This window comes from Sulfitobacter donghicola DSW-25 = KCTC 12864 = JCM 14565 (assembly GCF_000622405.1).
In the GTDB taxonomy this organism is placed as follows: Bacteria; Pseudomonadota; Alphaproteobacteria; order Rhodobacterales; family Rhodobacteraceae; genus Sulfitobacter; species Sulfitobacter donghicola.
In genome coordinates, this window is sequence record NZ_JASF01000005.1 from 1,039,300 (window position 1) to 1,062,885 (window position 23,586).

Consider the following 23,586-nt stretch of genomic DNA (forward strand, 5'->3'; position numbering starts at 1 on the left):
AAGCATGTCAGCTCATCCATTGGCCGCCGTCGACGTTGTAGGTTTGCGAGACGATGTAATCGGATTCGTCCGAGGCCAAAAACACAGCCATGCCAGATAAATCGTCCGGAACGGCAAAACGCCCCGCCGGAACACCCTGTTCGACCTCGCGTTTCTTTTGCCCGGGTTCTTTGCCTTCCAGCTTTGCAAACATGGAATCCACATGTTCCCAATGTTCGCCATCCACCACACCGGGTGCAATCGCGTTCACGTTGATGCCGTGCTGAATAAGGTTCAGCCCCGCCGACTGCGTCATCGAAATGACGGCAGCTTTTGTAGAGCAATAGACCAACACAAGGCTTTCACCGCGACGGCCTGCTTGGGAGGCCATATTGATGATCTTGCCACCATGTCCCTGCGCAATCATTTGTTTTGCAACCGCCTGCATTGTAAACAGCGTTCCCGCCACGTTGACCGCATACAGCTTTTCATAACTCTCGCGGGTGATATCGACGGTTTCAGCCGCATCAAACAAAGCAGCGTTGTTTATCAGGATGTCAATTTTTCCGGCCTGCTGGACAACCACCTGAACCGCCTGATCAATGCTGCCTTGATCACTCACATCCAGCTGGACCGCATAGGCCTGATCGCCAAGTTCAGCCGCCGCTTTTTCGGCTGCTTCGAGGTTGATATCAGCAATCGCAACCTTGGCTCCTTCGGCAATATATCTTTTCGCAAACCCATAACCGATGCCGCGGGCTGCGCCGGTAATCATTGCCGATTTTCCTGATAACCGTGTCATGTGATGCAATATCCCTTTCTATAAAGGTGTTTAGTTTGACGCCTGCCATGGGCAGATGCGCGGCATAGGTCTAGCCCAGCGGTCTGGCCCAGCCGCAAAGGCGCTCAGGCGGATTCTCGGAGCTTAAGTTCCCCGTCGAACAAAGTGATTTCCGGCGAAGGGTCTGTAACCTCACCTCGGATAATCTGCAGAATACGAGAGACTGCCTTTTTACCAATCGCATCGGTATTTTGCGCAACCGTCGTCAAAGCAGGGCTGAGGTAGGGGCAAAGAGGATAGTCATCATGCCCCGCAATACGAAGCCCCCCCTTCATCGCCCGCCCAGGGGTTAACCCATGCCGCGCCGCTGCGCGAACGGCGCCAATTGCAACCCTGTCATTCACGCATAAAATCGATCTTTCCGTGAAACGGCCCCGCGCAAACTCTGCGTCCAGAACGGCTTCTCCGTGGTCCTCAAAAAACGCGCCATCAGCGACCTGATGCACCCCGATCACCTCTGGTTCAAATCCAAGTTCGTTCATTTTGGCGATATATGCTGCTTCGCGTTCCAGCGCGTTAAAGTTCACCCGCGGCATCGCCAAAAAGGCAGGCGGCTCCCCCACTCTGCAAAGGTATTCTACGATCAGGCCCGTGCTTTGGGCGTGGTTCGTGCCAACATAATCCACATCGGGCATTGTTTTTGGACGTGAATCCATCAAGACAAAGGGCAGCCGTGATTTCAATCTCTGGTGAACCGCGCGGTCACTGTGATCGCCCAAAGGGGCAACTAATGCGCCGTCAACATTCATCGACATAAAGGTTTCAGCAGCGCGCGCTTCGATCGCGGGGTCCGAATGAGAGCATTGCGTGATGACGGTCAATCCCGCCTCCATTGCAGCAACCTCAACCGATTCCAGAAGCTTGGTGAAAAACAAATCATTGAGGTACGGAATGATGACCCCAATGATGCCTGTAGATTTTCGGTTCAACCGTGTCGCAAAGAAATTGGGGATATATTCCACACGAGCCAACCCCGCCTCAATCCGCGCAACGGTTTTTTCCTTAACCAGTGTTCGGTCCTGAAAATAGCGAGACAAGGTAGGCCGCGACACGCCAATAGCGATGGAAAGCTCTTCCATAGTGTTAATGCGCTGCTTGCTCATTGTTCCGGCCTCCTCCGCCCGATACAGGGTATCATAGCTTCATATAAACGAAGGTCGAATTATTTACCCGCGTAAATAGCCTTGGAACATCCAATCGCCGAACAAATTTGTATCAGCAGCCATTTGCGGCACCCAAGGCACCTAATCTATTAACGAGCGAATGTAGCTGGATACGTGGCGTGCATCTACTGTCGCCTCTCGTACCAGCCAATCAAAGTGATTGGTCAGCGACCGCACCCGCTCGACCTCTCTAAAGGCGAGATAGCATTGGCCAACATAAACCACCGCAAGGTTGGGGCCGAACACCGTCACCGGCGAACTAAAAACGCGGTGCGCATCAAAAAGGAAAATACGCAGCCTTGGAAACATTTCATCACATTGATCGGCAATGAAATTCAACTGCTCGGCACGGACGGATTTGTCGACGCCGCTGTAATAGGCGGTTCCGGTGGCGCAGGCTTCCATCTCGTGAACGGGTATTGCGATTTCGTAATCTGAAACACCAGAGGCCAACCATGCGAGTTGTTTTTGCATTGCGGCAAAGGCTTCGGGCAATCGCTTGCCCTCAAACGCCGCATATTCCCAATTGAGCATTCTCTCGGTCTTGAGGATATCCGGCAAGCTTGCTGGGACATGGCGCACCTTGTAACCCGCCGCTTCGTGGTGCCACTCAAGCAGCTGCTCGTCGGCGGAAATCCTTTCTGCGGGGCTAAGCGACATCGCGGCCGCAACAATATCTCCGGGGGTTTCGGGCCTGTTGGTCAACCCCAACAGCCAATCCGTGCTGACACCCAAAGCATCCGCAACATCAGCCGCCAGCTGCGCATTTGGAAGGCGTGGAAGATCATCTTTCAAAAGCTGACCGATTGTAGAACGGTCTACCGACGCCATACGAGCCAGCGCGCTTTTGCTCACAGCCCTGCGCACCATTGCTTCGGTCAGACGGATACGGAAAACATCAGCTCTTTCCCTTTTGTCCACTTGAGTTACCTTTGTTTACCAAACACAACATTTTGCACTTTATGCAGCAAATCTACGGAATTTTCCATCCCGTAAATTTCCTTCATCTATCTAACCAAAGGCAGATAAAGGAACTCAACGTGATCGACAGCACCATCAGAACAGCGACCAAAGCTCTCACTTGGCAGTTGATGGGCCTTGTTACGATGACGGCTATCGGGTTTGTGTTTACAGGCTCAATCGCAGCTGGTGGCGGCATCGCTATTGTCGGCGCAGCCGCGGGATTTGTTTCGTATTTTTTCCATGAAAGAGTTTGGCAAAAGGTAAGCTGGGGGCGCGTCCCAAACAACGCAACGACAGGCCTTTCAAACTCAAACTAATAAAACCGCACTAAACTCAGCTAGGGCGCTGTATCGATCTATCTGTCGCCCTATTGGGAAATCAGGCGCGTGACGTCCCGTTTGGTTTCCAACAGAACGGCCTCAACTGTGGCCTTCATGTCGGCGAACCGCGTTGTTGGCATGGGAACGGAAATCGCGTGCAGCGTGCCAGCCCAATCGCGAAATGCAAACCCAACAGCCGAGATACCGGCGAAATGCTCGTTTAGATCATAGGCTAGACCGGCCTCGCTAATCTCATCAAGCTGGGAACAAAGCGCCTCTATATCCCCACCAACCCCGTTTCGAACCCACTCGGCCTGAATAAGTTCCCGTGCATCATCACGGGGCAGTTCAGCCAGACAAGAGCGCCCATTAGCCGTTGTCGTCAGCGGAAAGACTTCGTCGACCTTAGAAAGGGTCGTCAGACGATGGGTCCCTGGAACCTGATCCAGAAAGGTCATGCCGACGCCGCGCATGACCGACAGGTCGGCGGTCTCTCCGGTTTTCTGGGTGAGCTCGGTCAGGAACAAACGGCAGTGCTCAACGATGTTGTACTGTGAGGCGCCTGCAAAGGCGCTCAGCTCGGGCCCGAGCCGCAAACCGCGCCCTTCGGGATCGTTCATTACAAACCGTTCGTCCACCAAAGCCCCCGTGATTCGCTGCACCGTAGAGCGGGGCAGCCCTGCTTTGGATGCGATCTGGCCAAGGCTCATGCCTGATTGGCTGTCACGCAGGATGCGCAGGATTGTAGCCGCCCGAGACAGGACTTGTATCCCGCCCCTATCATTTTTAATTTCCTTGCCAACCACTTACAGACTTCCTTTGGCTCTTGAGGGTCATCTCAGCACAACTTAGCGCGAAAACAATCGAACCGCAATGCGGTACAGTTGGACCGCATTGTGATTTTTTTGTTGACCGACATGCGGTGCACCTGCATCAATATGTAGGACAGGTGGGAGGAACCATCCTGAAATTTTTGACCCCACAAACGCCGACTTCGGCGAACAGAGGAGATGTGCCAGATGGTTGAAATCCGCGGAATTGAATTCCAATCAAACTTAGACAACGACATGGGGTTGGAGTTTGTAAACCTCAGCCACCGGTTTGGCTATCAATGCCCGAACTGGCCCTATTTTGATGATGTTGACATCAAGCGAAAGCACTACATGGCCAAATCTGGCGTGTTGAGCCAAACAATTACCACCACAATGCACGTCACGACCCACATCGACGCCCCCGCGCATGTGGTTCAAGGCACACCCTTCATCGACGAAGTCCCGCTGCCACATTTCTTTGGCTCTGGTTTGGTCGTCTCGATCCCCAAAAAGAAATGGGAAAAGATCACTGGTGAAGATCTGGAAAAGGCCTGTGGCCACGCGATCCGCAAAGGTGACGTTCTGATCATCAACACCGGCTGGCACAAGCAATACGAAGACGGTGATTACTTTGCCTACTGCCCTGGTCTGGTTCAATCTGCGGCGGATTGGATGGTCGAGAAAGGCGTAAAAGTTGTAGGTCACGACACACAAGCCAACGATCACCCGCTTGCAACAGCGATTGGCCCACAGCGAAATGGCCCGATCATGCCGCACCTTGAAGCAGAGTACCTTGAGTGGTCCGGCGGTGTTCCTTGGGAGGTCGACTTCCCCGAGTGGGAGCCTGTGCACAACACGCTCTTCTCGAACGGCATTTTAGGGATCGAGAACGTTGGCGGTGATCTGGATGCCGTTACGGGCAAACGTGTAACCTTCGCCTTCTTCCCATGGAACTGGGATCGCGGCGACGGCTGCATCATCCGCTTGGTGGCCATCACCGACAAAAAGCAAGCCTACCGTATCGAGGCTGGCGAAGACTTCTAATCGAGGCACGGGACGGTCGTTATCGTCCGTCCCGTGATATCCGACGCTGGGAGGACGCAGGATGCACATCAAACGATTTGAAGACGCCCAAGCCTATGAGGCTCCGAACCATTTCGGGTGCCACGGCCTGCGGCTCCAAGGCTTTGAGGAAGGCGGGCCGACCAATCAGTGGATTGGTCTGAGCCAATTTCTACCCGGCGGGGGAGCAGGGCCAGATTCAACCCCCTTTGAGAAAGTCTACGTTGTTCTTGATGGCGAAATGACTGTCATCATTGATGACGTCGAAACGACACTGCGCAAACATGACAGCTGTACCATTCCCGCAGGCGAGATCCGCAAGATCGAGAACCGCCGCAACGACGTTTGTACGATGCTCGTCGTCATTCCCTACCCACCGGAGACATAATCCATGACTTCCATTACGAACCCACATTCGATGTTCGACGTCAAAGATCAGGTCGCCCTGATCACGGGGGCTTCTGGCGCGTTTGGTATGGTTGCCGCGCGCATTCTGGCGGGGGCGGGCTGTAAGCTGGTTCTTGTTGCCGGAAACGACGCCGCCCTGACCGAGATCGCAGACGAGTGCCGCGGAATTGGCGCCGAGGTCACAACCATCAATGCCCGCCCCACAGACGAGACCATTTGCAATGATCTGGTAGCCCAAGCCGTGAGCGCCTATGGCCAGCTCGACATTCTTGTTGTAGCGTCAGGTATGAACAAGGTCGCATTGATCAATGATATGGACCCCAAAACATTCACCGATGTTATGGATGCCAATGTTACGCAAACCTGGCTGATTTCACGCGCAGCAGCAGGACAGATGAAAGCGCAAGGCCACGGCGGAAAGATCGTTCTTGTCAGTTCTGCGCGCGGGCTTTTGGGGCACCCTGCGGGGTACACGGCCTATTGCGCATCCAAAGCTGCCACCGATGGCCTGACAAAGGCGCTTGGCTGTGAGTTGGGGCCAACGGGGATCACCGTAAATGCAATCGCGCCAACTGTGTTCCGATCACCTTTGACTGCTTGGATGTTTGAAGACACCGAAAAGGCAAAGGCCGTTCGCGACGGGTTCCTTGCCCGCGTTCCAAAGGGGCGATTGGGCGAGCCAGAAGATCTTGCCGGTCCATTGCTGTTCCTCGCATCTAAAGCATCAGATTTTTATACCGGGCATATTTTATATGCTGACGGTGGTTATACGGCGGGCTGATCCATGGTGCGTAAAAAACAAAGCATTGCGGTCATCGGCGCTGGCCTTATGGGACACGGGATCGCTCTCACATTGGCGAAAGCGGGCCAATATGTGACGATCACAGACCCAACCAAAGAAGCACGGGCAAGCGTTTCCGAACGCATGCGCCACAGCATGAAGGCCATGGGCGACAACGAAACAACAATCGCGACCGCCCTGAAGATGATTACAATCTCGGGGGACACTGCCAGTGCCGTTAAAGGGGCTGACGTGGTCTTTGAGGCCGCGCCGGAAAAGATGGATCTCAAGCGTGCGATCTTTGCCGAGGTCGAGGCCCACGCACCCGAAACCTGCATTCTGGCGTCCAACACCTCGGTCATGCCGATCACCGAGATCATGCAGGATTTACGGATCAAAAACCGCGCATTGGGAACCCATTGGTGGAACCCACCCCACATGATCCCATTAGTCGAAGTGATCAAAACGCCGTGGACGGATTTAGGCATCGCCCAGAACACGTTCGACCTGCTGGCTGATGCAGGCAAAACCCCTGTGATGGTGGAAAAAGACGTACCTGGTTTCATTGGCAACCGCCTGCAACACGCCCTCTGGCGCGAGGCCATCAGCCTGGTTGAGAACGGCATTTGCGATGCCGAAGCCGTAGATACAGTTATCAAATCCAGCTTTGGCCGCCGCCTAGCGGTGCTGGGCCCGCTTGAGAATGCCGACCTTGTCGGAACTGATCTGACATTGGACATTCATAACACCGTGCTGGCCGACATCGAAGCACGCCAAGGCCCGTCGCCTTACCTCGAAAAGCTTGTTGAGGATGGTAAGCTGGGCATGAAATCCGGAGCAGGTTTTCGCGATTGGACCGAAGCCGAAGCAAACGATGTCCGCGCCCGTGTAGCGCGGCACTTGAACCGGCTAGAAGGAATCCTGCTAGACTGAGACGATTGACTGAAACTGCCGGTTGGGAGGCCGGCGCAAGGGAGGAATAAAAATGATACGCAAACAACCAACCCGCCGAGGTTTTCTGGCAGGAACGGCCGCAACATTGGCCGCGCCCGCGATTTTATCTGCAACCCGCGCATACGCCGCGACACCAACATTACGCGTCGGCCACGTGAGCCCACAGACCGGCCCATTGGCGGCTTTTGCCGAAGCGGATGACCACATTTTGGCCGGCATTCAGGAGGCCTTTGCAGGTGGTCTGGAAAACAATGGCCGTGCTTGGAATATCGAAATCATCAGCAAGGACAGCCAGTCAAACCCTAACCGTGCTGCAGAAGTCGCCGCTGATCTGATCCTGAGTGACGAAGTCGACATCATCGTCGCCGCTTCCACTCCTGACACGGTTAACCCCGTTGCGGATCAGGCCGAGATCAACGAGGTGCCCTGCATCAGTACCGATTGCCCATGGCAGCCCTACTTCTTTGGTCGCAACGGTGTCCCGGGCGAAGGGTTCCAGAACACCTATCACTTCTTCTTCGGGATCGAAGACTGGATCGGCGCAACCTTAGGCATGTGGAGCGGCGTTGACGTCGGCAAACAGATCGCAGGCATGTTCCCTAACGATGCCGACGGAAACGCCTTTGGCGATGCGCAGAACGGTTTGCCACCTGCCATGACAGCGGCAGGCTATACGATCACAGACCCAGGGCGCTATCAGCCACTGACCGATGATTTCTCAAACCAGATTGCTGCCTTTAAGGAAGCAGGTTGCACGATCGTTACGGGCAACATGATCCCGCCAGATTTTGCAACGTTCTGGGCGCAAGCAGCACAACAGGGTTTCAACCCGCAGATTGTGACCATCGGTAAGGCGCTGCTGTTCCCATCCGTTATCGAGAGCCTTGGCGATCGTGGCGATGGCCTGACGACAGAGGTTTGGTGGTCACCAGATCACCCGTATTCTTCGTCCCTTACAGGTATCAGCGCACGTGATTTGACCAGCGGTTACACGGCTGCGACAGGGCGCCCTTGGACCCAACCTATCGGGTTCAAACACGCCTTGTTTGAAGTGGTCGCGGACGTGATCAAACGTGCCGATGATCTGGAAGATCCAGCATCCATCGTTTCGGCCATTGCATCAACGAACCTCGATACGATGGTGGGCAACGTGAATTGGGACAACGGCCCAATCAACAACGTCACCAAGACCCCGCTTGTCGCTGGCCAATGGCAAAAAGAGGGCGATGCCTTTGATCTCAAGATCGTCGCCAACGCAGGCCATTCCGACATCCCGTTGACGGGCGAACTGAAGCTGCTCGGATAATCACAGCGGGCGGCGTTCTTGCGCCGCCCCTCCCTTAACCGGAAAGACGAAAATGTCCCTTCTCAGGCTAGATACAGTGCAAAAGTCTTTTGGCGCCGTCACGGTCGCCGACCAACTGAGCTATGACGTAGCGCAGGGCGAGGCCCTTGGCGTGATCGGGCCGAATGGTGCCGGCAAAACGTCTATGTTCAATCTGATCACAGGGACACTATCGCCCAACAGCGGACAGATCACATTTGATGGTCAGGATATTACGACGCATTCCTCAGCGCGCCGTTGCCGCGCAGGGGTCGCGCGCAGCTTTCAAGTGCCGCAGCCGTTCTCGGGCATGACAGTATTTGAAAACGCAATGATCGCAGCCACACAGGCGGCGGGGCTGCACGGCGCACAGGCCGAGCGTTTCTGCCTTGAAGTGCTTGATCAGACCGAATTATTGCCAAAGGCCAATACTCTCGCAGGAAGCCTCACGCTATTAGAGCGCAAAAGGCTGGAGCTAACCCGCGCACTCTGCGCCAAGCCGCGGTTGCTGCTGCTGGATGAAATCGCTGGCGGCCTGACCGAAGCCGAATGCTCTTCGCTGGTTCAAACCATCAAGGACATCCATGCATCAGGTGTAACGATCATCTGGATCGAACATGTGGTGCACGCCCTTCTGGCGGTGGTGGATCGCCTGATTGTCATCGACTTTGGCAAGAAAATCGCCGAGGGCGAACCCCATGCGATCATGGCCAGCCCGCAGGTGCAAGAAATCTATCTAGGGATTGATGTCGATGGATAATGCCCTCCTTTCAATGCGTGGCTTAAACGCCCATTACAACGATTTTCAGGCCCTTTATGACGTGGATATGCACGTTGCCGAAGGCGAGGTTTTAGCGATTATCGGCGCTAATGGCGCGGGCAAAACCACTCTTATGCGTTCGATCACAGGATTGCTGAACAACGGCGCAGGGCAAATCAGCTATCGCGGGCAGGACATCAGCGGGCATCGCGCTGATCAAGTCGCAAGCATTGGCATCGCAATGGTTCCAGAAGGGCGGCAGCTGTTTCCCTCTCTCAGTGTCGAAGAAAACCTGATGATCGGCGGCCAAGTGGGCCGAAAGGGGCCATGGGATTTAGCCGCCGTGCAGAAATTGTTCCCGATCCTAAAAGAGCGCCGCAACGTACCCGCTACGGCCTTGTCTGGGGGGCAACAACAGATGGTGGCCATCGGGCGGGCATTAATGGCGAACCCTGATTTGATCTTGTTCGACGAGATCAGCCTCGGCCTTGCCCCGATCATCATCAAAGATATCTACGACGCCCTGCCCGGTATTATCGGTGAAGGCATGAGCGCCATGATCGTTGAGCAGGACATCTCAAAAGCGCTGTCCGTTTCGTCAAGGCTCTACTGTTTGCAAGAAGGGCGCGTGTCGCTGGAAGGGCAATCAGACACTGTTGAACGCGCCGACATATCGCGCGCCTATTTCGGGATAGAATAACATGGAATGGCTGAATGCAGTAGTCCAAGGAACCTTGCTGGGCGGGCTTTATGCACTGTTCGCGGCAGGGCTGTCTTTGATTTTCGGGGTTATGCGACTGGTCAACATCGCCCATGGCGATTTGATCATCTTGGCGGCCTATCTGGGCCTAACGGTGACAACAGTCGCTGGGGTAAACCCGCTGTTGGCGCTGTTGCTTGTGGTGCCTGCAATGGGTCTGATCGGTTACGCTCTTCAGCGTGGCATTCTGAACCAGACATTGGGGGATGATTTGCTGCCCCCCCTGCTGGTAACGTTCGGCTTGTCTGTGATCCTGCAAAACACATTACTCGAGGTTTACACAGCCGATCCACAAAAGATGGATGCCGGAGCTTTGGAAACGGCCAGCTTTGATTTGGCAGGTCTGACGCTTGGCGTGCTCCCTGTCCTGACGTTTGCCATCGCGGTTGCTGTCATCTGGGGGCTGCAATGGACCTTTTATCGCACGGCCCTTGGCCGCGCCTTTCGCGCCGTGTCCGACAATCAGGATATCGCGCAGCTTATGGGGCTGAACCGTCGCCACATCTTTGGCCTCGCCATGGCCTTGGCGCTTGCGGTGACGGCAATTGCGGGCATTTTGCTCGGTATTCGCACCAGCTTTGATCCCTCGGTTGGCGGAGGCCGCCTGATCTTTGGATTTGAGGCGGTGATCATTGGCGGGCTTGGCAATCTGTGGGGCACATTGGCGGGCGGTATCATCCTTGGTGTGGCCCAAACAATCGGCGCCAAGATTGACCCAGGAATGCAAGTTCTGTCAGGCCATATCGTGTTCCTTTTGATCCTAGCTGTGCGTCCCAACGGCCTTTTCCCGAGGATTTCAGGATGAGTATTCAAAACCACACTGTTTCGCGCTCTTCTCAGGCGGCGCGTGTCGCCGCCATCCTCGGGGCCTTGGTCCTTCTGATCCTAATCGCCGCGCCTTGGTGGGCGGGGCGAGCAGACATGCGCCTGATGGGGGAAATCTTTCTCTACCTCGCGCTCGCCTCGCTGTGGAACCTGATGGCTGGCTATGCGGGCCTAGTATCCGTGGGGCAACAAGCCTTTGTCGGCTTTGGCGGCTATATGCTATTTGCTTTAACGATCTTTGGCGGCTTGCACCCAATCTTTGCGATCGGTGCAGCAGGCGTTTTAGGCGCGCTGATCGCTGTTCCGATGGCTGTTTTGATCTTTCGTCTGCGGGGGGCCTATTTTGCAATCGGGACTTGGGTCTTTGCCGAAGTTTTCCGCCTTTCGTTTGCACAAATGTCCAGTTTGGGCGGCGGATCAGGTTCATCCTTACCCGTAGGGATTGTCAAATCCTTGGCGGCATCCCGCTCTGGCCGAGAAGCGTTAAGCTATTGGTTGGCGCTTGGCATTGCGGTGGTGGTGATCGCGGCGGTCTATCTGTTCTTGCGGTCGCGCAACGGATTGGCGCTCACGGCTATTCGCGACAATGAGTTGGCGGCAGGATCCCTCGGGATCGACATTTGGCGCACAAAATTCGTTGTCTATGTTGTTACGGCTGGTCTGACGACAATGGTCGGGGCGCTGATCTTTTTGCAAAAATTGCGCATCTCGCCAGATGCAGCCTTTAGCGTCAACGATTGGACGGCCTTTGTGATCTTTATTGTCGTAATCGGGGGCATCGGCACGATCGAAGGCCCGATCATCGGCACACTTATCTTCTTCGCTCTGCGTGAAACACTTGCTGATCTGGGGACGACCTATCTGATCGTTCTTGGCATCGTCGCCATCGTTGTGATGCTCAAAGCGCCCAAGGGTGTTTGGGGCCTCATCCGTGCGCGATATGATCTGCAACTTTTCCCTCTGAGCTACCGTGTTCAACAAAAATCCAACAAGGCGGACTGACCCCATGGCCAAAAATCAAAAGACCATCATCACATGCGCTGTTACCGGTGCAATCCACACGCCGACGATGTCAGATGCGTTGCCCTATACCTATGATGACATCGCCCAACAGGCGCTGGAGGCCGCCGAGGCCGGCGCCTCCATCTTGCACCTGCACGCCCGTGACAACGAAACCGGCGCGCCGTCTGTGGATGTCAAAGATTTCCAACCCTTCCTGCCACGGATCAAACAAGCCACAGACGCTGTGGTGAATATCTCGACAGGTGGCTCTTTGACGCTATCCATTCAGGATCGCATCACCCCTGCCAAGACCTTTTCGCCGGAAATGTGTTCAATGAATATGGGGTCGATGAATTTCTCGTTCCACCCGCTTGCCGGACGTTATGGTGATGACGATTGGAAGTTCGATTGGGAAAAGGATTACGTCAAGAATTCTGACGGCAACATCTTTCGCAACACCTTCCGCGACATCAAAGAGGCCGCAGAAACACTGGCCCCGCATAACGTGAAATTCGAACACGAATGCTATGACGTTGGCCATCTTTATAACCTGAAATTCTGCATGGATATTGGCCTGTTCAAGGCACCGGTATTCATCCAGTTTATCTTTGGTATTCTTGGCGGCATCGGGCCAGAAGTGGACAACCTCGTCTTTATGAAACGCACGGCAGATCGCCTGTTCGGTGACGATTATCGCTGGTCTGTGCTGGGCGCTGGCGGTTCGCAAATGTCATTGGCCACCACGGCCAGCCAGATGGGCGGGAACGTCCGTGTTGGGCTGGAAGACAGCCTGTTCATCTCGCGTGGGAAGATCGCCGAAAGCAACGCACAGCAAGTCGCCAAAATCCGTCGCATTGTCGAAGATTTAGGTTGTGAAGTGGCCACACCAGACGAAGCGCGCGAAATTCTGGACCTCAAAGGGGGCGACAAGGTCGCCTTTTAAGGATCGAAATGCCTGAAATTGAACCCAAAGACCAAAGCCTCAAAGCCCTGAGCGGGTTGCACCTTTGGCACGCCCCCATGTCGAGCTGCTCGCAGCGCGTGCGTATCGTGATGGCCGAAACCGACCAGACATTCGATAGCCACGTTGTCGATTTAGAAAGGGGCGAACATGCATCAGAAGCCTATCAATCGATCCACCCTAAAGGGGTCGTGCCCGCATTGGTTGATGATGGGCATCTGATTATCGAAAGCATTGATATCATCCAACATGTGGCGGGCGCTGATAGCCCGCTGATGAACGGCGCCTCGCGCGATGTCTTGGCTAGGGCAGATGCGGCACAGTTGGACTTAAAGCTTCTGACGTTCGAGTTTTTGTTTCGAGGCGCCCCTGCCAAATCGGACGAGGTTGCCCAAGCATTTCAGCGCAACCACAAGAACGCATGGCTAACCGCATTTTACCGCGATTTTGCCGCTGGGTTTGAACGGGACCGCATTAAGCAGGCCGTGATCCGCACCCGTGACGATTTCGAACTTCTGGACAGGCGCCTTAGCGATGGGCGGGCTTTTCTGGCAGGTGAGGAAATGACCCTTGAAGACGTGGCATGGATGCCCAATGCGCATCGGTTTGATTTGATGGGCTGGCCGTTTGAACGCACGCCAAATCTCTTGCAGTGGTTCGAGCGTATGAAAACCCGCCAAAGTTATCAAACAGGGCTGGTCGATTGGGAGCATTCAGGCGCCATTGATATGTTCCGATCCTACACGGACTCACGTCGTGCAGAAGGTACGGATATCAGCAGCTTCCTCTGACAGGGGAACCAAAGCGTTCGGCTTAAACGTTAGGGGCTTTCGAATAATCGAAATGGGTTAGGTTATCCGACGCGACGATCCAGTTGATAAAACTATTGCTGGCGTCCGAGAGCGGGGTTTTCGCAGTGACGAAATAGGACATGCCCAAATCAACCTCGCCATCTGGCCACATCTGCAGGGACCCATCGCGCAGGGCCCCGTCCACGATGGATTTCCAGCCAAGCATCAGCCCCTGCCCCGCCTGCACGGCTTGTACCGCCTGCACGTAGTTGTTGAAACTTTGTCCTAAAAGCCGTTCACGAGAGAGGCCTGTGGCGCGAAAGTAATCCTCCCACCCTGCCCAATGCCTGTTGTGTGGGCTGCGGACGTGGATCAGTGATGCGCGGTCAAGGCCGATGCCGGCGGCTTGCATGCGTTCCAGATACGCGGGTGCCGCGACAGGACAGATGTGTTCGTCGAAAAGTTTATGCGTAATGCCCTCGCGCCAGTCGCCGGTCCCATAACGGATCGCAATGTCAATTCCGGGGGCCAAATGCGGCAGATCGGTTGCAGGTGCCTGCACGTTGACGGTGATTTCAGGGAAACGCGCATAGAACTCTGGTAACCGCGGCATTAACCAATAAGTCGCCATGCCAACCGTGCAGGAAATAGTAATTTGGTTGCCTGTTAATCCAGCGAGGCTGCGAATATCTTCGATCCCCGCCGAGATTTGCCCCAACCCGTCACGCACAGCGCGGGCCAAGATCTCTCCTGCCTCTGTTAGCCCCGCAGGGCGGCGCGTGCGGTCGATGAGCGGCGCACCGATGTGAGTTTCGAGTGCTTTGAGTGCTTGGCTCACGGCGGGCTGCGTCACATTCAGCAGGGCTGCGGCCTGTTGCATCGAACCATGGCGGGCGAAGGCCTCGAATGTGGTGAGAAGGCGGAGTGGCGGGAAGCGATCCATAACATTACCGTTTGCTTATGTTACGTTTAGCCTAAACGCGCTGTTCGGATATGAAAAGCCGTGAGATATCTGCGATCAGGAACACCTCCCTTTTCACTCAAAGATGTTGAGATATAGCATGAATGTCATGACAAACCCCATTTCTGCGCCGGTTCTAAAAGAACGGGGCCTTGATGTTGTCCTTGCCGACGGTCAGTCACATTACTTTAACTACTACTGGCTGCGCGACAATTGCCCAAGCTCGTTCAGCAGCACAACGCGCGAGCGCAGCTTTGATATTTTTCACCTCGAGGATGCCCCGACACCGATAACCGCCGAGGTCACCGGTGACGCGCTTGAGATCGTATGGTCTGGCGAGGATCACGTCACACAGTTTCCATTGAGCCTGCTTGAAACCTACGCCACCGCTGGCCCGCGCCAAGACCCCGCAGACTTGCCGCGCGAGGCTTGGTTCGGGGACCACTTCCCGAATGTGCCACGCTTTAGCCAGCCAGAGCTTGTGGCCGACCCGCAGGTGCGCCGTAAATGGATCGAGGCGATGTTGGTCGAGGGGTTTGCCATCCTTACCGACATGCCGGACAGTGACGCGGCATTGACCGAAACCGCGAAACTGATCGGTGAAGTTCGCCCGACTTTCTTTGGCGATTATTTCGACGTGAAGACCTATATTAACCCGACCAACACGGCCTATACATCCGCCGCGCTGGAGCTTCACACCGACACACCAGCGGAAGAACACGCCCCAGGCATTCAGTTCCTACATTGCCGCGCCAATAGCGTGCAGGGCGGCGAGAGCCTTTATGCGGATGGGGTGGCGGTGGCCAATGATTTCCGGCAACGTGACCCTGAGGGTTTCAAGCTGCTTTCCGAGGTTTCTGTCCCATTCTATTGCGAGCATGACGATTACGACATGCGCTCGCGCCAAACGGTGATCGAGTTGGATCAACATGGCGCGGTTTCGGGTCTTACGATCAGCCAGCACATGCTGGATATCATTGATCTGGATCAGGAGCTTCTTGACCGTTATTATCCTGCCTTCTGCCGTTTCGGCCGGATGCTGCAAGAAGATAAATACATGATGCATTTCCTTATGCAGGCGGGCGAATGTATGGTGTTTGATAATCACCGCATCGTGCATGGGCGGGCGGCCTATTCGGCAACCAGTGGCGACCGTTATTTGCGGGGCTGTTACACGGATCGCGCCGAAATGCGGTCGGTCTATCGCGCGCTGGTTAGCGAAGGAAGGTTCAAGGCATGAACACCCATGTTTCCCCTGATCAATCTCTCGCGGATCCTATTGCCCTGAGGCGGGATCTCGCGGATGCCTTTCGGATTTGCCATCAGTTGGGGTGGAGTGAATCTGTTGGCAATCATTTCAGTGCAGCGGCCTCGGAGGACGGGGCGCGTTTTCTGCTCAACCCCCGTTGGCAGCATTTCGCGACAATCCGTCCCGAGGACCTCTTGCTGCTCGACAGCAATGACGAGACGGTGCTCAACAGCCCGAACGCGCCTGATGTGTCAGCTTGGTGCGTCCACGGCACGCTGCACCGGCGCAAACCCGAGGCGAAGGTGATTTTACACTGCCATTCGCCCTACGCCACTGCGCTGGCCTGTCTAAAAGACCCAACCGTAGTGCCGTTAGACAACAACACTGCGCGGTTCTATGGCCGCACGGCCTATGATCTCGACTTTGGCGGCATTGCCGATGCGGAGGAAGAGGGCGAGCGGCTGGCAGAGCGGCTGGGCGACAAGTCGGTTCTGGTTATGGGCAATCATGGGGTGACCATCGTTGGCGATACTGTTGCTGGTGCATTTGAAGATTTGTATTTCTTCGAAAAGGCAGCGCAGACAATCATTCTGGCGCATTCATCGGGCCAACCCTTGGCGGTGCTTTCAGATGCTGTGGCGCAGAACACGGCAGATGGTTGGATTGCCTATCGCGGCATGGCCCAGCGGCATTTTGAATACCTCAGATCGCAACTCCCGCCTCTTTGATTCACTGTGCTGGATACCTTTAGGGGCAGTCGTTTTGATCTCGAAAGGACGCTCTTGATGCGCTATGCTTCGAGGGCGTTTTTACAGGAGAACCGCCATCAAACGTTTTCCCTCAATCCAGGCGCTGCGTGTGCTTGAAAGTGTGGAGCGCAACGGCGCGCTGTGGCGTGCCGCCTCCGAGCTGAATGTCACCCGCAGCGCGATCAGCCATCAGCTTCGCCTCATGGAGCGGGATCTGGGGTTCAAACTTGTTGAGCGCAGCGGCAACCGTAGTGAAATCACAGCACGCGCACGTGCCTATGCCGAGGATGTGCGCCGCGCACTGAATATTATCGCAAGATCTACCGCGCGCGTCTCTCAAGACCGATTGAGCGGCCGTTTGGCCGTAAGTGCACCATCGGGCTTTGCTGCCGCGTGGCTGTGTCTGAACATAGGTGATTTTCTAACTGCAAATCCAGAGGTGGTGCTGGATATCATTAGCAGTCATCAACTTGGCAATATCAGCAACCCTGACATCGACACTTTTATCACCTTTGGTCATGAACCACGCGCCCATGTCGCAGCGGAACTACTATTGGCGGTCGAATTTACCCCCCTGTGCAGCCCAGCCTACCTTAGCCGGTTCAAAAGCTTCAACGACCCGAAAATTCTTAATTCTGCAACGCTCTTGCACATGCATGACTTCACCGATTGGGAAAATTGGATGCAATTGTCGGGCTTACCAAAGGAAAATGCCCATCGGGGGGTTTGTTATTCCGATATGAATATCGTGCATGCTGCGGTGCTTGCGGGTGAAGGAATCGCGATTTGCGATACGGTTCTTTGGGCGTCAGATTTGCGCGAAGGCCGATTGATGCGTCCGTTTTCACAGTCTTTGCATTCTGATACGGGTTATTTTCTCTGCACGCCGGAAGAAAACCTAGAAAACCCGCTTGTGATTGAATTTCATAACTGGTTGAAAACACGTTTGGAAGTGAGCCGAATTGCTCCAAATGAAGGGGCATGACAAATAACGTTTGTCAGGTGAGATAAGAAGTTTCATTTGCAATTAACAAGACCATTCGCAACCCTCACCCCTAACGTAAAGGTTGAGAAGGCGAGATGCTTGTGTCAGGTTCAACGCAAATTAAAACCAGTTTTGGTGGAAAAATATTATTAAGTTCCAACAATTTACCTGACAGCACCCTTGGCATCAAAGGCGGTGAATTTATGTCGCGCCTGACCACCTTGAGCAATTGGTTTCTGTTGCGATCAGCACCCCCTTGGCGAAAGGTACCCAGACCCAGCTGATCCCAGCTCTTACCCATAGTTTAGACAGCGCAGCCCCCGTCACGCGCTGTTTCACCCCTAAAAACAACATCCTTTCCACATGAAGGAAAATACATCATGCATTTTGGCCTGACCTCCGAACAAGAGATGATCGTCTCTACCGTCCGCAGCTTCGTTGAAAACGAAATCTACCCCCATGAGGCGCTTGTCGAGCGTATGGGCGAAGTCCCCGCAGAGATTGCGCAAGACATCAAACAAAAATGCATGGACTTGGGCTTTTACGCCTCGAACTTCCCAGAAAGCGTCGGCGGCCCTGGCCTGTCGCATCTTGAATTTGCGCTGGTTGAACGCGAACTGGGCCGTGGCTCAATGGCGCTGACACATTTCTTTGGCCGCCCGCAGGGCATCCTGATGGCCTGTAAGGACGATCAGATCGAGAAATATCTGATGCCAGCTGTGCGCGGCGAAAAGATGGACGCGCTGGCAATGACCGAGCCTGACGCAGGTTCCGACGTGCGCGGTATGAAATGCACCGCTGTGCGCGATGGCGGTGATTGGGTGGTTAATGGCTCCAAACACTTCATCTCTGGCGCGGAACATGCTGATTTCGTGATTGTGTTCGTGGCGACTGGCGTTGATGAAACACCGCGCGGGCCAAAGAAGCGCATCACCTGTTTCCTCGTGGATCGCGGCACGCCTGGCTTTGAAATCGCAAACGGCTACAACTCTGTGTCGCACCGCGGCTACCAGAACAGCGTTCTCTATTTTGACAATTGCCGTCTGTCGGACGCGCAGGTTCTGGGCGAGGTTGATGGCGGCTTTGAGGTGATGAACGAATGGCTCTATGCCACGCGCATCACGGTTGCGACCAATTCTGTCGGCCGCGCGCGCCGCGTGTTTGATTACGCGCTGAACTATGCCGCCGAGCGCAAACAATTCGGCCAGCCCATCGGCAAATTCCAAGGCGTGAGCTTCCAGATCGCCGATATGATCACCGAAATTGACGCCGCTGACTGGCTGACGCTTTCCGCCGCTTGGCGCCTCGATCAGGGGCTTCCAGCCAACCGCGAGATCGCTTCCGCCAAGGTTTATGCAACCGAGATGCTGGCGCGTGTGACTGATGCAACGCTGCAAATCCACGGCGGCATGGGGTTGATGGATGAGCTGCCGATTGAGCGCTTCTGGCGCGATGCACGGGTTGAGCGCATCTGGGATGGTACCTCGGAAATTCAGCGCCACATCATCAGCCGAGATTTGTTCCGTCCTTTGGGAGCGTAACACGCATGAAATCTCTAAGCCGTTTCTTCTCACCGAAAGCTGTCGTTGTCATTGGCGGCGGCACATGGTGCGAAAGCGTCGTGCGCCAATGCCGCGACACTGGTTTCACAGGACCGATCTGGCCGGTGCATCCCAAAAAAGCAGAGGTCGGTGGCCTGCCGGCTTATCCTGATCTTGCAAGCCTGCCGGGGGTGCCTGATGCTGCTTTCATCGGCGTGAACCGCGCGTTGACCGTTTCGGTCACAGCGGAGCTTTCCGCCCTGGGGTGCAGTGGTGCCGTGTGCTTTGCTGCGGGGTTCAGCGAGGCCGTGTCAGAGCTGACCGATGGGGCAGAGCTGCAGGCTCAACTGGTTGAAGCCGCAGGCAAGATGAGCGTTTTGGGGCCGAATTGCTATGGCATCGTAAACGCGCTCGACGGCATGGCGCTTTGGCCAGACCGGCACGGCATGACCCCAGTTGACAGCGGTGTCGCTATCGTCGGCCAGTCTTCCAATGTGTTGATCAACCTCACAATGCAACGGCGCGGCCTGCCTCTGGCGGCTGTCGTCGCAGCGGGCAACCAAGCGCAGGCCACGATGTCCGACCTTGGCATCGCCTTTTTGGAAGACCCCCGCATCACGGCTCTGGGGCTTCACATCGAGGGGATCAGCGACCTCCCTGCGTTTGAAGAGCTAGCGCGCCGCGCGTCTGAGTTGGGCAAACCGATCGTTGCGCTGCGTGTTGGCAGCTCAGAGCAAGCACAGGCGGCGGCCGTCTCGCACACAGCGTCTTTGACCGGCTCTGATTCAGGTGCGCGCGCCTTGCTCAAACGTCTGGGCATTGCGCAGGTCGATACGCCGACGGAACTCATCGAGACGCTGAAGCTGCTGCACGTCACCGGTGGGTTGCGCTCTAGCCGAATTGCATCGGCGTCCTGCTCTGGCGGTGAGGCGTCTCTCATGGCGGATATGGGCGAGGTGGCGGGCGTTATCTATCCGCAGCTGGACACCAAACAAACTGAAGGCCTACGCGCCGCTTTGGGCCCCAAAGTCGCACTGGCCAATCCGCTAGATTACAACACCTATATTTGGGGTGACGAAGCGGCGCTGACCGCGACGTTCACCGCACTTTGCGATGCGGCGCTTGGGCTTGGCTGTGTTGTGTTGGATTATCCGCGCGACGATAGGTTTAATGCGCCAGAATATGATCAGGTGCTGCGTGCCATCGCCAAAACGCGTGAGGTGACGGGCACGCCCATGGCCATGGTTTCGCTTTTGGCTGAAGGCCTGCCCGAAGCCGTAGCGCAGCGTGCGCTTGATCTGGGTGTCGTGCCGCTTTGTGGTATGGGTAATGCTTTGCGCGCGATTTGTGCTGCTGCGGAGGTCGGCGCGCGTGTTGATACCGCCAAGCGCCCTGCCCCCGTGCTGCAACCGCTGAAGGGTCTCGGCGATCCGCGTGTTTTCTCAGAAGCTGAGGCAAAGGCGCTTTTGTCGAGTTTTGGTGTCCGTGTGCCCCAATCCCAACGCGCGATGACAGCGGCTGAGGCAGGTACACAGGCCGCAAAAATCGGCTTTCCCGTTGTGCTCAAAGGTGAAGGCATCGCGCATAAGACCGAAGCCGGCGCAGTGGTCCTGAACCTCACCGAGGCGGGCGCGGTCACCAAGGCTGCGGAAACAATGCCTGCCAAAAGCTTTCTCGTCGAGGAGATGATCACCGGCACAGTGGCCGAATTGATCGTCGGCGTGACCCGCGATCCAGCGCATGGGTTTGTCCTAACAATGGGGATGGGGGGCATCCTGACCGAACTTATCCGTGACACCGTTTCCCTGATCATCCCTGCCGGCCGCGACGAGGTGCGATCCGCCTTGTCCGCACTAAAGACCGGCGCGCTTTTGACTGGCTATCGTGGCCGTGCGCCTGCTAATCTCGACGCCGTACTCGATACGGTCATGGGGCTTCAGGCGCTAGTGGGCGAACACGTCGGAACATTGCACGAAATCGAAATCAACCCGCTGATCTGCCGCACTAAAGATGCCGTAGCGGCGGATGCACTTATTAGAATGGAGGAGTAGCCATGAGCGCTCAGAACGTCCAAACCGAACGCCGAGGTGCGGTTCTTGAAGTTACGCTGAACCGGCCTAAAGCCAATGCAATCGACATGGCAACCAGTCAGGAACTTGGTGAAGTTTTCACCGCGTTTCGTGATGACCCAGAGCTGCGCGTGGCGATCATCACGGGCGCGGGGGAAAAGTTCTTTTGCCCAGGTTGGGATTTAAAAGCGGCCGCTGACGGCGAAGCGGCGGATGCAGATTACGGCAAGGGCGGTTTTGGCGGCCTGCAAGAACTACGTGGGCTGAACAAGCCAGTGATCGCGGCGGTGAACGGTATCGCCTGTGGCGGCGGGTTGGAGTTGGCGATCAGCGCTGACATTATTCTGGCGGCAGATCACGCCACCTTTGCCCTGCCAGAGATCAACTCTGGGACCGTGGCCGACGCCGCCTCGATCAAGCTGCCAAAGCGCATTCCCTATCACATCGCGATGGAGCTGTTGTATACGGGCCGTTGGTTTGATGCCGAAGAAGGCCACCGCTGGGGGTTGGTGAACCGCATTTTGCCCGCAGCTGATCTAATGACTGAGGCGCGCAAAATGGCGGATGAGCTCGCCGCTGGTCCGCCGCTGGTCTTTGCCGCGATCAAGGAAATTGCGCGAGAGGCCGAAGACATGAAATTCCAAGATGCGCTGAACCGCATCACCTCCAGCCAATTCGAAACTGTTGAACGCCTCTATCGCTCAGAGGACCAAAAAGAAGGCGCGCTTGCCTTTGCCGAGAAACGCGATCCGGTCTGGAAGGGCCGGTAAGAGGATCAGTAAAATGCCACGATCAATGAGCCGAACACATTTCCTCACCGCTGGCTGTAACTGGTCGGGCTTCAACCTTGACGTAATCGAACGCGCAATGCCTGAGGTGAAGGCATGAGCCGCGCGGCCATCATCGGCGGTGGCGTCATTGGCGGTGGCTGGGCCGCACGGTTCTTGCTGAATGGCTGGGACGTTGCGGTCTTCGATCCCGACCCAGAGGCGGAGCGTAAGATAGGCGAGGTTTTGGACAATGCCCGCGCGTCACTGCCAGCGATCTACGACCGCCCCTTGCCAGCCGAAGGCAGCTTGCGGTTTTGCGAGAGTATCGCTGAGGCGGTGACCGGTGCCGATTGGGTGCAAGAGAGCGTGTCCGAGCGGCTTGATCTCAAACATAGGGTCTACAGTGAAATCTCGCTTTCATTGTCTGAGGGCGCTTTTATCGCGTCTTCGACCTCTGGTTTCAAAGCTTCTAATTTGGCCGCCAAAGGCGCGCCTGTGGTGGTCGTGCATCCGTTCAATCCAGTCTACCTTTTGCCGCTTCTGGAAATTTCGGGCGCGCCGGAGCTGTGCGAAAAAGCGACGACGATTGCGACCTCCATCGGGATGCACCCCCTCATTCTCAAAACTGAAATCGACGCCTTCATTGGCAATCGGTTTCAAGAAGCGGTCTGGCGCGAAGCCCTTTGGATGCTGAAAGACGGCATCGCCACCACCGAGGAAATCGACGATGCAATCCGCATGGGCTTTGGCCTGAGATGGGCGCAGATGGGTCTGTTTGAGACCTATCGCATTGCCGGTGGTGAAGCGGGCATGAAAAGCTATATCGAGCAATTTGGCCCGTCCCTTCAATGGCCATGGACCAAGCTGACCGATGTGCCCGAACTTGACGACGCCTTGATTGGGATGATCAGCGAACAGTCTGACGCACAATCTGGGCACATGTCGATCCGAGAGTTGGAGCGCCTGCGCGATGACAATCTGGTCGCGATCCTACGTGCGCTTCGCCATACAGGCAGCGGCGCTGGCGGGGTTATCGCCACACATGAAGCAAAGTTGGAAGTCGCTGGAGAGATCGAGGGATTACCAATCACGCTGCGCCGCGCGGTACCCGTGGTCTGGACCGATTACAACGGTCACATGAATGAAGCGGCCTATCTCGAACTTGGCTCTTGGGCGAGCGACGGGCTGATGCAGATGATCGGGGCTGATGCCGAGTATGTGGCCTCTGGCAAAAGCTATTTTACCGTCGACACCCGCATCCGCTACCTCGACGAAGTGCATCGCGGTGAGATGCTGACGGTGACGACACAAGTACTTGAGGGGGCGGGGAAAAAGATGAAGCTGTTCCACCGTGTGATCAAAGAAGATGGCACGGTCTGCGCGACCCTTGAGACCCTGTTGCTGCATACAAACCTGAGCACCCGCCGCGCCTGTCCGCCAGAGGCGGCCGTCGCCGACGCGCTGGAGGATCTGGCCAAGGCCCATTCCGATTTCTCTGCTGAAGGTGCGGGCGGATCGGTTGGGGATCGAGGATAACCCGCTGTTGAATTGGAGAG

Annotated in this window: 24 protein-coding genes; 19 read left to right on the forward strand and 5 right to left on the reverse strand. The window is 55.8% G+C overall.

The window, feature by feature from the left end; all coding sequences use genetic code 11:
* Positions 1–7: 7 nt before the first annotated feature.
* The 3 genes from Z948_RS0105975 to Z948_RS0105985 form a co-directional block, all read right to left on the reverse strand.
* Positions 8–781, reverse strand: a complete 774-nt coding sequence (locus Z948_RS0105975; protein ID WP_025058660.1) for an L-iditol 2-dehydrogenase — start codon at positions 779–781, stop codon at positions 8–10.
* Between the two features lie 104 nt (positions 782–885).
* Positions 886–1,923 (reverse strand): LacI family DNA-binding transcriptional regulator, encoded by a 1,038-nt coding sequence (locus Z948_RS0105980; RefSeq protein ID WP_025058661.1) that lies wholly within the window; start codon positions 1,921–1,923, stop codon positions 886–888.
* A gap of 141 nt (positions 1,924–2,064) precedes the next feature.
* Positions 2,065–2,904: a helix-turn-helix domain-containing protein gene (locus tag Z948_RS0105985; protein WP_025058662.1), complete on the reverse strand. Its 840-nt coding sequence runs from the start codon at positions 2,902–2,904 to the stop codon at positions 2,065–2,067.
* 119 nt (positions 2,905–3,023) lie between these two features.
* On the opposite strand from Z948_RS0105985, the gene Z948_RS0105990 reads away from it, so the two are divergent.
* Positions 3,024–3,263 carry a DUF2061 domain-containing protein gene (locus Z948_RS0105990; protein WP_245604555.1) on the forward strand — a complete coding sequence of 80 codons (240 nt, stop codon included), beginning with the start codon at positions 3,024–3,026 and terminating at the stop codon, positions 3,261–3,263.
* Positions 3,264–3,313: 50 nt separating this feature from the next.
* Here Z948_RS0105990 and Z948_RS0105995 read toward each other — a convergent pair whose 3' ends face one another.
* Positions 3,314–4,072, reverse strand: a complete 759-nt coding sequence (locus tag Z948_RS0105995; RefSeq protein WP_025058664.1) for an IclR family transcriptional regulator — start codon at positions 4,070–4,072, stop codon at positions 3,314–3,316.
* 213 nt (positions 4,073–4,285) lie between these two features.
* Here Z948_RS0105995 and Z948_RS0106000 point away from each other — a divergent pair, with 213 nt between their 5' ends.
* The 11 genes from Z948_RS0106000 (at position 4,286) to Z948_RS0106050 (ending at position 13,706) form a co-directional block, all read left to right on the forward strand.
* The gene (locus Z948_RS0106000) at positions 4,286–5,122 is read left to right on the forward strand and encodes a cyclase family protein (protein WP_025058665.1); all 837 of its coding nucleotides are present in this window, start codon (positions 4,286–4,288) and stop codon (positions 5,120–5,122) included.
* 61 nt (positions 5,123–5,183) lie between these two features.
* The gene (locus Z948_RS0106005) at positions 5,184–5,528 is read left to right on the forward strand and encodes a cupin domain-containing protein (RefSeq protein ID WP_025058666.1); all 345 of its coding nucleotides are present in this window, start codon (positions 5,184–5,186) and stop codon (positions 5,526–5,528) included.
* A gap of 3 nt (positions 5,529–5,531) precedes the next feature.
* Complete coding sequence (locus Z948_RS0106010) at positions 5,532–6,329, forward strand: SDR family NAD(P)-dependent oxidoreductase (RefSeq protein WP_025058667.1); 798 nt, start codon at positions 5,532–5,534, stop codon at positions 6,327–6,329.
* A 3-nt stretch (positions 6,330–6,332) separates the two neighbouring features.
* Positions 6,333–7,262, forward strand: coding sequence for a 3-hydroxyacyl-CoA dehydrogenase family protein (locus Z948_RS0106015; protein WP_037952089.1), 930 nt, complete (start codon positions 6,333–6,335; stop codon positions 7,260–7,262).
* 52 nt (positions 7,263–7,314) lie between these two features.
* On the forward strand, positions 7,315–8,589 hold the full coding sequence (locus Z948_RS0106020) for an ABC transporter substrate-binding protein (protein WP_025058669.1): 1,275 nt from the start codon (positions 7,315–7,317) through the stop codon (positions 8,587–8,589).
* Between the two features lie 52 nt (positions 8,590–8,641).
* Complete coding sequence (locus Z948_RS0106025) at positions 8,642–9,367, forward strand: ABC transporter ATP-binding protein (protein WP_025058670.1); 726 nt, start codon at positions 8,642–8,644, stop codon at positions 9,365–9,367.
* Positions 9,360–10,067: an ABC transporter ATP-binding protein gene (locus tag Z948_RS0106030; protein ID WP_037952086.1), complete on the forward strand. Its 708-nt coding sequence runs from the start codon at positions 9,360–9,362 to the stop codon at positions 10,065–10,067. The genes Z948_RS0106025 and Z948_RS0106030 overlap by 8 nt, the downstream gene beginning before the upstream one ends.
* Before the next feature lies 1 nt (position 10,068).
* Entirely contained in the window at positions 10,069–10,932 is an 864-nt protein-coding gene (locus Z948_RS0106035; RefSeq protein ID WP_025058672.1) for a branched-chain amino acid ABC transporter permease, read from the forward strand.
* Positions 10,929–11,954 (forward strand): branched-chain amino acid ABC transporter permease, encoded by a 1,026-nt coding sequence (locus Z948_RS0106040; RefSeq protein WP_025058673.1) that lies wholly within the window; start codon positions 10,929–10,931, stop codon positions 11,952–11,954. The genes Z948_RS0106035 and Z948_RS0106040 overlap by 4 nt, the downstream gene beginning before the upstream one ends.
* 4 nt (positions 11,955–11,958) lie before the next feature.
* Positions 11,959–12,897, forward strand: coding sequence for a 3,5-dioxohexanoate:acetyl-CoA acetone transferase (gene kce / locus Z948_RS0106045; protein ID WP_025058674.1), 939 nt, complete (start codon positions 11,959–11,961; stop codon positions 12,895–12,897).
* A gap of 8 nt (positions 12,898–12,905) precedes the next feature.
* Entirely contained in the window at positions 12,906–13,706 is an 801-nt protein-coding gene (locus tag Z948_RS0106050) for a glutathione S-transferase family protein (protein WP_025058675.1), read from the forward strand.
* Positions 13,707–13,728: 22 nt separating this feature from the next.
* Here the strand turns inward: Z948_RS0106050 and Z948_RS0106055 are convergent, their stop codons facing one another.
* On the reverse strand, positions 13,729–14,649 hold the full coding sequence (locus tag Z948_RS0106055; RefSeq protein ID WP_025058676.1) for a LysR substrate-binding domain-containing protein: 921 nt from the start codon (positions 14,647–14,649) through the stop codon (positions 13,729–13,731).
* A gap of 127 nt (positions 14,650–14,776) precedes the next feature.
* On the opposite strand from Z948_RS0106055, the gene Z948_RS0106060 reads away from it, so the two are divergent.
* From Z948_RS0106060 to Z948_RS0106090, 7 genes are all read left to right on the forward strand, one after another.
* Positions 14,777–15,907 carry a TauD/TfdA family dioxygenase gene (locus tag Z948_RS0106060; protein ID WP_245604556.1) on the forward strand — a complete coding sequence of 377 codons (1,131 nt, stop codon included), beginning with the start codon at positions 14,777–14,779 and terminating at the stop codon, positions 15,905–15,907.
* The gene (locus Z948_RS0106065) at positions 15,904–16,644 is read left to right on the forward strand and encodes a class II aldolase/adducin family protein (RefSeq protein WP_025058678.1); all 741 of its coding nucleotides are present in this window, start codon (positions 15,904–15,906) and stop codon (positions 16,642–16,644) included. Before Z948_RS0106060 ends, Z948_RS0106065 begins: the two co-directional genes overlap by 4 nt.
* A gap of 130 nt (positions 16,645–16,774) precedes the next feature.
* Entirely contained in the window at positions 16,775–17,650 is an 876-nt protein-coding gene (locus Z948_RS0106070; protein WP_245604557.1) for a LysR substrate-binding domain-containing protein, read from the forward strand.
* A 380-nt stretch (positions 17,651–18,030) separates the two neighbouring features.
* Positions 18,031–19,191 (forward strand): acyl-CoA dehydrogenase family protein, encoded by a 1,161-nt coding sequence (locus Z948_RS0106075; protein ID WP_025058680.1) that lies wholly within the window; start codon positions 18,031–18,033, stop codon positions 19,189–19,191.
* 5 nt (positions 19,192–19,196) lie between these two features.
* Positions 19,197–21,242, forward strand: coding sequence for an acetate--CoA ligase family protein (locus tag Z948_RS0106080; protein WP_025058681.1), 2,046 nt, complete (start codon positions 19,197–19,199; stop codon positions 21,240–21,242).
* 2 nt (positions 21,243–21,244) lie between these two features.
* Positions 21,245–22,030 carry a carnitinyl-CoA dehydratase gene (locus Z948_RS0106085; RefSeq protein ID WP_025058682.1) on the forward strand — a complete coding sequence of 262 codons (786 nt, stop codon included), beginning with the start codon at positions 21,245–21,247 and terminating at the stop codon, positions 22,028–22,030.
* Positions 22,031–22,144: 114 nt separating this feature from the next.
* Positions 22,145–23,566: a carnitine 3-dehydrogenase gene (locus Z948_RS0106090; protein ID WP_025058683.1), complete on the forward strand. Its 1,422-nt coding sequence runs from the start codon at positions 22,145–22,147 to the stop codon at positions 23,564–23,566.
* Positions 23,567–23,586 lie beyond the last annotated feature (20 nt).